This is a genomic window from Mycobacterium sp. E1386 (genome assembly GCF_001672745.1).
Lineage (GTDB): Bacteria > Actinomycetota > Actinomycetes > Mycobacteriales > Mycobacteriaceae > Mycobacterium.
In genome coordinates this window covers 1-7,162 of the sequence record NZ_LZKH01000060.1, presented here as the reverse complement: position 1 = coordinate 7,162, position 7,162 = coordinate 1, and the positions used below count along the sequence as shown (strand labels likewise).

Here is a 7,162-nt window from a genome sequence, read left to right as displayed (position 1 = left end):
TGCCGAGCCTGATGCCGGCCGGGCGCTGCCCGGCGGCGTGTGCGTCCCCCGCGCGGGTGCGGCGATGGCTGAGGACGCCGGCGTCGGCGATGAGGTGGTGCGGCGCGGCCTGCGTGATGACCGCGGTGACGATGTCCCCCGGTCGCACCCGGTCGTCGGCGTGGAAGTGCACCAGGCGACCGTCGCGGGCGCGGCCGGTCATCCGCGCCGTGCGGGTGTCCTTGCGTCCCTCGCCGGCGGCGACCAGCAGCTCCACGGTCTGGCCGACCAGCGCGCGATTGCCCTCCAGCGAGATCTGCTCCTGCAGCTCGACCAGCCGCTCGTAGCGTTCCTGCACAACGGCTTTCGGGAGCTGCCCGTCGAGCTCGGCGGCCGGGGTGCCCGGCCGCTTGGAGTACTGGAAGGTGAACGCGGCCGCGAACCGGGCCTGCCGCACCACGTCCAGGGTGGCCGCGAAGTCCTCTTCGGTCTCACCGGGAAACCCGACGATCAGGTCGGTGGTGATGGCGGCGTGCGGCATGGCCGCCCGCACGCGGTCGATGATGCCGAGGTAGCGCTCGGCGCGGTACGAGCGCCGCATCGCCCGCAACACCCGGTCGGAGCCCGACTGCAGCGGCATGTGCAGGGCGGGGCAGACATTCGGCGTCTGCGCCATGGCCTCGATGACGTCGTCGGTGAATTCGGCCGGATGCGGTGAGGTGAACCGCACCCGTTCCAGACCGTCGATGCCCCCGCAGGCCCGCAGCAGACGCGCGAAGGCGCCGCGATCGCGGGGCAGCGCCGGGTCGGCGAACGACACCCCGTAAGCGTTGACGTTCTGGCCGAGCAGCGTGACCTCGAGCACGCCGTCGTCCACCAGCGCCCTCACCTCGGCCAGGATGTCGGCCGGGCTGCGGTCGACCTCCTTGCCCCGCAGCGAGGGCACGATGCAGAAGGTGCAGCTGTTGTTGCACCCGACGGAGACGGAAACCCAAGCGGCATAAGCCGATTCGCGTGCGCTCGGCAGCGACGACGGGAACGCCTGCAGCGACTCGGCGATCTCCACCTGGGCGACCTTGTTGTGCCGCGCCCGTTCCAGCAGCGTGGGCAGCGATCCGAGGTTGTGCGTGCCGAAGACGACGTCGACCCAGGGTGCCTTGCGCAGCAACGCGTCCCGGTCTTTCTGGGCCAGGCAGCCCCCGACCGCGATCTGCATCTCGGGGTTGCCGCGCTTGCGCGGCGCCAGGTGGCTGAGGTTGCCGTACAGCTTGTTGTCGGCGTTCTCGCGGACCGCGCAGGTGTTGAAGACGACCACGTCGGCGTCGGCGCCCTCGACCGCCCGCTGGTAGCCGGCCGCTTCCAGCAGACCCGCCAACCGCTCGGAGTCGTGGACGTTCATCTGGCAGCCGTAGGTGCGCACCTGGTAGGTACGCGCCCCCGAGACGTCTCGGGCCACCATCGAAGTCACGGGGCCATGGTACGGCGACCGGTCGGCGGGCGAGAAACCGCACGTCACCGGGCTAGACCCGGCGGCGATCCCGTTCGGCGGCCAGCTCGGCGAGGACGACCTCGCACGCGAGGTTCTGGCTGTAGCCCCGGCGCGCCAACATCCCGACCAGCCGGCGGGTCACTCGCGCGTCATCGCCGTCCAGAGTTTCCCGACGCAGCCTGGCCCGCACCAACTGCTCGGCCCGGTCCCGCTCGGCGCCGGCGTCGATCGCGGACAGCGCCGTGGCGATCACGTCTTTGTCGACACCTTTGGTTCGCAATTCGGCGGCCAGGGCCCGCCTGCTCTTCGCCCGGCGGGACTGCACCCACTGTTCGGCGAAATCGCTGTCGTCGACCAGGCCAACGGCGGCGAGCCGGTCGAGCACGGCATCGCTGACGTCTTCGGGGTAACCGCGTTTCGCCAGCTGGCCGTGCAGCTCGGCCCGGGTGCGCGCCCTCGCGGTGAGCAGGCGCAGGCACAGCGTTCGCGCCTGCTCCTCGCGAGAGGGCTCAGAAATCGACGGGGGCGGGCAGGACGCTGTCATTTGAGGGGTCATCGGTCACGACCGCGCCAATGCCGAGCTTCTCCTTGATCTTCTTCTCGATCTCGTTGGCCACCTCGCCGTTTTCCATCAGGAAGGTGCGGGCATTCTCCTTGCCCTGACCGAGCTGCTCACCCTCGTAGGTGAACCAGGAACCGGACTTGCGGATGAAGCCCTGCTCCACGCCCATATCGATCAGCGAACCCTCGCGGCTGATCCCCCTGCCGTAGAGGATGTCGAATTCCGCCTGCTTGAACGGCGGCGACACCTTGTTCTTGACGACCTTGACCCGGGTGCGGTTACCGACCGCGTTGGTGCCGTCCTTGAGCGTCTCGATCCGGCGCACGTCCATGCGCACCGACGCGTAGAACTTCAAAGCCTTACCGCCCGTGGTGGTTTCCGGGCTGCCGAACATCACCCCGATCTTTTCCCGCAGCTGGTTGATGAAGATCGCGGTGGTTCCCGAATTGTTCAGCGCGCCAGTCATTTTCCGCAGCGCCTGGCTCATCAGCCGGGCCTGCAGACCGACGTGGCTGTCCCCCATCTCGCCCTCGAGCTCCGCGCGCGGCACCAGCGCCGCCACCGAGTCGATGACCAGGATGTCCAGCGCGCCGGAGCGGATCAGCATGTCGGCGATCTCGAGGGCCTGCTCCCCCGTGTCGGGCTGGCTGACCAGCAGGGAATCGGTGTCCACGCCCAGCTTCTTGGCGTAGTCCGGGTCCAGAGCGTGCTCGGCGTCGATGAACGCCGCGACGCCGCCGGCGGCCTGGGCGTTGGCCACCGCATGCAGGGCGACGGTGGTCTTACCCGAGGACTCCGGGCCGTAGATCTCCACGACCCGGCCGCGGGGCAGGCCGCCGATGCCCAGGGCCACGTCCAGTGCGATGGATCCGGTCGGGATGACCGAGATCGGCTGACGCATCTCGTCGCCGAGACGCATCACCGAGCCTTTGCCATAGCTCTTTTCGATCTGGGCCATCGCCAGTTCGAGAGCCTTCTCGCGGTCGGGGGCTTGCGTCATGGTGCCTCTCCTATAGTTCGGTGTGTTCGGTGACCGGTATCGGTCGGTTGGCCGTGACACTAGAGAAGGCCACCGACAAGTTGACTCACCGAACGTTCCCCACAGTAGCCGAACACCTGTTCGATTCAAGCGGACACGCCGAGGCCCACCACACGTATGGCAACATCTGCTATCGAAAGGCGCCGACGGGCCAAGTCTCAGGGGACCGGAGCGAAGCCGGGGCGGCCCGCCACTGTGTGACCGCCGGCGCTTCCTCACCCACCACCGGGGCGGATCTCCCCTGAAGAGCTTGGTTTCTCATTAATGGACATCTCCGCTGAGCTGGCCGAAATATCTTGCTACAAAGGGTTTTTCGCGTTGCCCGTGGGTGGCGATGCGGCGGGATGGCATCCGGTCGGGCGGTCCTACGCCGACGGCTGCACCGACCTGATCGACGCCACCGCCAAGCGCTATCACACGACGGAACTGCGCGTCGCCGCCTCATTGGTTCACCTCGGCCACGCCAGCCGCCTGTGGTCGCCCGTGCTCGCATGCGCGCTCGGTCACGGCGTCGTCCCCGACCTCAGCGACTTGCAGCGCGCCGACGACGGGGCGCAACTGCGGCTGCCCGCGCCCGTCGGGATCCCCGCCGACTCACCGGAGGTGCTCTACCGGGTGGTGGTGCAACAGCACATGGAGCCGCTCGCCGCCGGCCTGCGGGTCAAGCTGGCGCCCGCCCTGCTGGCGGGCAATGTCGCCTCCGCGCTGACCGGAGCCGCGCGGGCCCTGCTCGCGGCGCGGCCCGACCTCGGCCCGCGGATCGCCGCGATGACCCATGCGCTGCTGGGTATCGGCGCACTGGCCGGATCCGGTGTCACGGGCCCACACCTGAGCTTCAAACGCCGGAGTTGCTGCCTCTTCTATCGGCTGCCGGGCCGGTTCGTCTGCGGCGATTGCGTGTTCGAGGCGCCCCCGCCGAAGCGGGCTTAGGCGTCGCGTCGTTTGCCCTTGTGGTGCAGGGGTATCTGAGCGTCATGTCCACAACCGCACCGCCGTCCCTGCGCGCCCTCGCGTTGACCTGCTCGTTGAAGAAGAGCCCGGAGCCGTCGAGCACCGAGCTGATCGCCGATCAGGTGCTGGCTCAACTGCGCAAGGCGGGGGTCGACGGCGACAAGGTGCGCTGCGTGGACCTGGCGCTGCTGCCCGGCGTGGAAGCCGACATGGGGCCGGGCGACGAATGGCCGGGGCTGCTGGAGAAGATCACCGCGGCGGACATCGTCGTGCTGTCGACGCCCACCTGGGTCGGCCACATGTCCAGCGTCGCGCAGCGCGTGCTGGAGCGCCTCGACGCCGCGATCTCCGACAAGGACGACGCCGGACGGCCCCGGATGGTCGGCAAGGTGGCGCTGGCGGCGGTCGTGGGGAACGAAGACGGCGCACACAAGATCGTCGCCGACCTCTTCCAGGCGCTGAACGACATCGGATTCTCGATCCCCGCTCAGGGGTGCACGTACTGGAACGGCGAGGCCATGCAAGGGACGAACTTCAACGACCTGGACGAAGTGCCGGAAGCGGTGGCCGCCACCACCGCAACGGCGGCCCGCAACGCCGCCCACCTCGCGGCCCTGCTGCGGCAGAACGAGTACCCGCCCTACGAATAGGCGTCACCACTGATCGCGCGGCACGTCGAAGTCGACGCACAGGGCCCGCCACACGTCGCGGGGCTCGGCCCCGTCCTCGATCGCCTGGGCGGCGGTGCGGCCGTCGAAACCGCTCAGCACATGGTCCGCGAGCACCGAAGAGCCGTACGCCGCACCGAATCGCAGGACGACGCGTTCGTTGAATTCCGTTAGCCGCACGCCAGCAAGATACCCACCGGGCAGCGATCGGACACCGGCCGCGTTACCGCCAGCTGGCCGGCAGGTCGATCAGGTGGTTGGGGCAGAAGTCCTGGACGGCCTCGGACATGGTGGTCCGCGCCCGCTCCGCCGACATCCGCGAGCGCAACTGCATGAAGGCGTATTCGGCCGGCGCGTAGCCCTGCTCAGCGGCCGCCGGGTCGTCCATCAACTGGCAGGCCTGCTGCTCGGCGCCGCTGTCGGCGTGCGCGACGCCCGAGCCGAACAACATCGCGGCAAGAAGCAGCGCGCCCGCGACGATCGTCCTCATTGCCGATGCCCTCCTTTCGCGAACCGCCCGATCATCCCGTCCGAGCGAGCGCTTCATGACACACCTGGACCGGATCGGCCACGCCGACGATGCTAGCGGCGGCGGCTTGGGCGGCTTCCCGATAACGCGGCGATGACAACACGTCGTTCACCGCAGCCACCAGCGCCTCGGCGGTCAACGGCCGGATCAACCGTCCGCTGCCCTGCCGGACCACCCGGTTCGCCATCTCCCACTGATCCCCGCCACCCGGCACCGCCACCAGCGGCACCCCCGCCAGCAGCGTCTTGGCCACCATGCCGTGGCCGCCGCCGCAGATCACCAGGTCGGCGTGGCGCAACAACTCGGCCTGGCTGCCGAGCCCGACCACCGCCCACGGCGGCACCCGCAGATCCGCTCCCCCCAGCCGCGAGACCACCAGCCGCGATCCGGCCGGCAGCGTCTCCCCCGGCCGCAGGCAGGCCAACCCGACCTCCGCCAGGCCCTCGGTCCCGGTCATCGCGGTCGACGGCGCGACCACCAGCACGGGCCCTGAGCCCGCCGGGATTTCCAGCACCCGATCGGTCGGTTCGAAGTGCAGCGGACCCACCAGCACGGCCTCCGCCGGCCAGTCCGGCCGCGGCACCTCGAGGGCGGGCAGCGTGGCGATCAGCCGCCGCAGCGGCCCGGGATCGCGAGCCGGCAGCCCGATCTCGACCCGCACCGCCGCGCGCTGCCGAAGGCCCGCGCGCCAGGACCGCGCGGTGAGCGCCCGCATCGTGGCGTCGCGGAGCCGGCCGCGCAGGCCGGTGCCCGGCGCCAGCCCGCTGCCTATCGGCGGCAGCCCCTTCGACGGCAGGTAGAGCGGGTGCGGGTTGAGCTCGATCCACGGGATGCCCAACAGCTCGGCGGCCATGCCGCCCCCGGCGGTGATGACGTCGGACACCACCAGGTCGGGCGCCAGGTCGCGCAGCGCCGGCACGTTGAGGACGGCCATCCGCGCCGCGCGCCGATGGATCCGGGCGCCGGCGTCGGCGTCGTCGTCGGTGGCGGCCAGCCCGTCCAGCGGGGCGGCGTCGATGCCGGCGGCGCGGGCCGTGTCGACCCACTCGGCGCCGGTGAACAGCGTGGGCTCATCGCCGGCGTGGGCGAAGCGTTGGCACAGCGCGATCGCGGGAAACGAGTGCCCGGGATCCGGCCCGGCGACCACGGCGACGCGCATCGGCCTTACCCTGCCACAGCGCGCCACCGAAACGCTCGCCTACGCTGGCACCCATGACCGAGCTGACTGGGACAACCGTTGCGAACACCCGCACGGTCGAGGGCTTTTTGAACGCCCTGCAGGACGCGGATTACGAGGCCGCCGATGCGGCGTTGGACGACAACCTCGTCTACGAGAATGTCGGGCTGCCGACGATTCACGGCCGCGCCAGGGCGATGAAGCTGTTTCGCCAGATGGACGGCCGCGCCGCCTTCGAGGTGAAGATCCACCGCATCGCCGCCGACGGCGGTGCGGTGCTCACCGAGCGCACCGACGCCCTGATCTTCGGCCCGCTGCGGCTTCAGTTCTGGGTGTGCGGCGTGTTCGAAGTCCACGACGGGCGAATCACGTTGTGGCGCGACTATTTCGACTTCTTCGACATGTTCAAGGCCACCCTTCGCGGCCTCGCCGCCGTGGTGCTGCCGTCGCTGAAAGCGACGTTCTAGCCCCTAGCTGGCGCCGCGCAAGCCGCCGAGTTCGTCGAACGCCTGCGCCCAGCCGACCAGCCGGTCGGTTGCCCCGGCCAGCTCGGCGCGGTAGCGCTGCGAGGCGGCCAGCTGGTCGCCGTTGGCCGAAGACACCAATTGGGCTGCGGCGGTGACCATTTCGTTGTACTGGCGAACGCCGGCGCTCAACTGCGCGGTGAACGCGTTGATGGTGGGCACCAAATACGCCCGCGATGATTCGCTGGACTGCGCCGCCCGCTCCATCGACACCACCTCCGCGGCGGTGGCCGCCATGGCCGCG

Annotated in this window: 9 protein-coding genes and 1 pseudogene; 3 read left to right on the top strand and 7 right to left on the bottom strand. The window is 70.0% G+C overall.

Features of this window, described 5'->3' with window-relative positions; translation table 11 throughout:
* The 3 genes from miaB to recA all read right to left on the bottom strand — a co-directional run.
* Positions 1–1,438 (bottom strand): tRNA (N6-isopentenyl adenosine(37)-C2)-methylthiotransferase MiaB (gene miaB / locus A5709_RS06815; RefSeq protein WP_197520097.1); only part of this gene is annotated, 1,438 nt, incomplete at its 3' end.
* 61 nt (positions 1,439–1,499) lie between these two features.
* Entirely contained in the window at positions 1,500–2,012 is a 513-nt protein-coding gene (gene recX / locus A5709_RS06810) for a recombination regulator RecX (RefSeq protein WP_067944545.1), read from the bottom strand.
* Positions 1,978–3,030 (bottom strand): recombinase RecA, encoded by a 1,053-nt coding sequence (gene recA / locus A5709_RS06805; RefSeq protein WP_067944546.1) that lies wholly within the window; start codon positions 3,028–3,030, stop codon positions 1,978–1,980. The genes recX and recA overlap by 35 nt, the downstream gene beginning before the upstream one ends.
* Before the next feature lie 303 nt (positions 3,031–3,333).
* Between recA and A5709_RS06800 the strand changes: the two genes are divergently transcribed.
* Together A5709_RS06800 and A5709_RS06795 are read left to right on the top strand one after the other, a co-directional pair.
* Positions 3,334–3,999, top strand: coding sequence for a (2Fe-2S)-binding protein (locus A5709_RS06800; protein ID WP_068008821.1), 666 nt, complete (start codon positions 3,334–3,336; stop codon positions 3,997–3,999).
* A 44-nt stretch (positions 4,000–4,043) separates the two neighbouring features.
* Positions 4,044–4,670 (top strand): flavodoxin family protein, encoded by a 627-nt coding sequence (locus tag A5709_RS06795; protein ID WP_068119015.1) that lies wholly within the window; start codon positions 4,044–4,046, stop codon positions 4,668–4,670.
* A gap of 3 nt (positions 4,671–4,673) precedes the next feature.
* Here A5709_RS06795 and A5709_RS06790 read toward each other — a convergent pair whose 3' ends face one another.
* Genes A5709_RS06790 through A5709_RS06780 form a run of 3 tightly spaced genes read right to left on the bottom strand, consistent with a single transcriptional unit; the run spans position 4,674 to position 6,376 of the window.
* On the bottom strand, positions 4,674–4,892 hold the full coding sequence (locus A5709_RS06790) for a DUF3046 domain-containing protein (protein WP_197500931.1): 219 nt from the start codon (positions 4,890–4,892) through the stop codon (positions 4,674–4,676).
* Between the two features lie 19 nt (positions 4,893–4,911).
* Entirely contained in the window at positions 4,912–5,178 is a 267-nt protein-coding gene (locus tag A5709_RS06785; RefSeq protein WP_068119010.1) for a hypothetical protein, read from the bottom strand.
* A gap of 31 nt (positions 5,179–5,209) precedes the next feature.
* Positions 5,210–6,376: a glycosyltransferase gene (locus A5709_RS06780; protein ID WP_068119008.1), complete on the bottom strand. Its 1,167-nt coding sequence runs from the start codon at positions 6,374–6,376 to the stop codon at positions 5,210–5,212.
* A 53-nt stretch (positions 6,377–6,429) separates the two neighbouring features.
* Here A5709_RS06780 and A5709_RS06775 point away from each other — a divergent pair, with 53 nt between their 5' ends.
* Positions 6,430–6,861 (top strand): limonene-1,2-epoxide hydrolase family protein, encoded by a 432-nt coding sequence (locus A5709_RS06775; RefSeq protein ID WP_068008824.1) that lies wholly within the window; start codon positions 6,430–6,432, stop codon positions 6,859–6,861.
* 3 nt (positions 6,862–6,864) lie between these two features.
* Here the strand turns inward: A5709_RS06775 and A5709_RS06770 are convergent.
* A pseudogene (locus A5709_RS06770) lies at positions 6,865–7,162 on the bottom strand (hypothetical protein); the annotation flags it as partial.